The organism is Vibrio sp. 10N.261.52.A1, from assembly GCF_002876325.1.
In the GTDB taxonomy this organism is placed as follows: domain Bacteria; phylum Pseudomonadota; class Gammaproteobacteria; order Enterobacterales; family Vibrionaceae; genus Vibrio; species Vibrio chagasii.
Genome location: NZ_MCYD01000927.1, coordinates 1 through 2,188 on the forward strand (window position 1 = coordinate 1; position 2,188 = coordinate 2,188).

Here is a 2,188-nt window from a genome sequence, read left to right on the forward strand (position 1 = left end):
ACTCGAATCCCGCATCTGCTTTATTCCTTGTCGGACACGACACGTTTGTCAGGGTCGGCCAATTCACTGGCACAGTGTTTACAATAGATGGCATCAGAATCATGACCCGAGCGATTGCAGTTTGGGCATTTGACTAACTCTTTATGCGAGTTCATTTCATTACTGAGTTCTGCGGTAATAATCCCGGTCGGTACCGCAAGGATAGAGTAACCCAGTAACATTGTGAGAGATGCGATAGCCTTACCAATCGCTGTTTGCGGCACCATATCCCCGTAGCCAACGGTGGTGATGGTGACGATTGCCCAGTAGATACTGTGGGGAATACTGGTGAATCCGTTTTCTGGCCCTTCAATCACAAATATCAAAGCGCCAAAGATAACGACTAAGATGCCGACTGTACTAAAGAAGATCAGAATCTTTCGTCTTGCCATCAATAGCGAACGCAACAGGATATTTGAATCTTGTAGATAGCGAACCAACTTGAGAATTCGGAAGATACGCATCACACGTAGTAATCTCACGACCCCCATAAACGAAGCGCCCGGGAAGATGATCGCTAGGTAGGTTGGGAGAATCGCTAACAGGTCAACGACACCATAAAAGCTGGTGGCGTAAGATTTCGGTTTTGGAGAACAGTAGAGCCTTAGCAGATACTCGACGGTGAATAAGGCGGTAAAGCTGTATTCTATGTAACGAAGCTCTTGCGACCATTCCGTCATGACATTAGGGATAGACTCAAGAATAAGAACCAGCAACGAAGCCAAAATTGCAACGATCAGTGAAATATCAAATGCGCGTCCGGCAGGTGTATGGGTACCAAAAATGATAACGTACAAATGATGCTTGAGTGGCTTGCGTGACATAAGGAGAGGTTCGTCTTCTATTAAATGCGTTAACCGTCATTATACAAGCTTCATAATAACGAGGCGAGTGAAAGCCAAATTGCTTTACTCGCCTCAGAGGTGTTCCACATTAAATAGCCGCAGTTAAGCGACTATATGCTGTTAGCCGCTATGCTAATCCTGGGAATAGGTTACGCAAGCCGTTCGCAATGAACTCGATGCCAAGCGCACCAAGAATCAAGCCCATGATACGGGTGATAACGTTAATCCCAGTTTGACCTAAAAAGCGCACGATAACAGGCGCTGAACGGAACAGAAGCCAAGAGCAAGTTGCGAACGCAATAATGCTGATACCAATTCCAATGGTATCAATTGCCGCAGGATAACGAGAACCGTAAACAATAGTAGAACTGATTGCACCCGGACCCGCCATTAAAGGCATCGCTAAAGGCACAACACCGATTTGTTCTTTACTGATGTACTCAGACTTTTCCTGCTTGTTCTGTTTATCTTCACCCAGCTTACCGCTCATCATCGAAAATGCGATGCTCAATAACAGTAAACCACCCGCTACGCGAAACGAGTCTAGTGAAATGCTAAACATATCGAGTAGCAACTGACCTGCAACTAGCGACACGATTAAGATAACAGCAACGGCAATATTAGCTTGTAAGGCAGTCCTGTTTCTCTCTTCTGGCGGCATATGAGCAGTAAGAGAAACGAAAACAGGCATGATGCCGATTGGGTTAACGGCTGCAACAAGCCCAAGGAAGAATTGCATAAAGATTGCGAGTTCTAAACCTTGCATGGGAGCGATCTCCAAGTAACGTAAAGTAATATAGTGGGTTTGATCTGACCTTTATCAGAGTGCGTAATGTAAGGGACAAATTCAATCAGAGCGAATGAAAAAAACTAACGTGAAGAGGGGGCTATTTTTTAGAAAAACTAATTGAGTGTGAGATGTGTAATACTGTTGTTACAAAGTGTTTTTTCATGTTTCGTGTTGTAACGTGATTTGAATTAAATGTTACCTCACGCACGCTTTTAATAAAAATTATGACAGTTTATAGCTGGTTGCAACGGTATGGATATACTCTCAGTAGCACAGTTTTAGCCGTATACATGTAAGTGAGCTGACTAAAAATGAAACTTTTTTACAGTTTATGACGCTATGTAGAAAAAAGTTGTCTGTTTGCTTGTTTTTTGCGCGAACTAAAAGTGTGATGTTAATCTATATAAATCATAAGCTTAAGTTCATTTATGCGATTGCCTTACTACTTTCTGGTTAATTCCTTTTGGGTAACTGATCTGGGTCAATTTTTTTCACACTGTGAAATAATATACTC

Annotated in this window: 2 protein-coding genes; both read right to left on the reverse strand. The window is 42.7% G+C overall.

Annotation, left to right across the window (positions count from 1 at the left end; all coding sequences use genetic code 11):
• Positions 1–20 precede the first annotated feature (20 nt).
• The gene (locus BCT81_RS20160) at positions 21–863 is read right to left on the reverse strand and encodes an ion transporter (protein ID WP_102425590.1); all 843 of its coding nucleotides are present in this window, start codon (positions 861–863) and stop codon (positions 21–23) included.
• Positions 864–1,011: 148 nt separating this feature from the next.
• Positions 1,012–1,650 (reverse strand): YchE family NAAT transporter, encoded by a 639-nt coding sequence (locus BCT81_RS20165; protein ID WP_008223294.1) that lies wholly within the window; start codon positions 1,648–1,650, stop codon positions 1,012–1,014.
• Positions 1,651–2,188 lie beyond the last annotated feature (538 nt).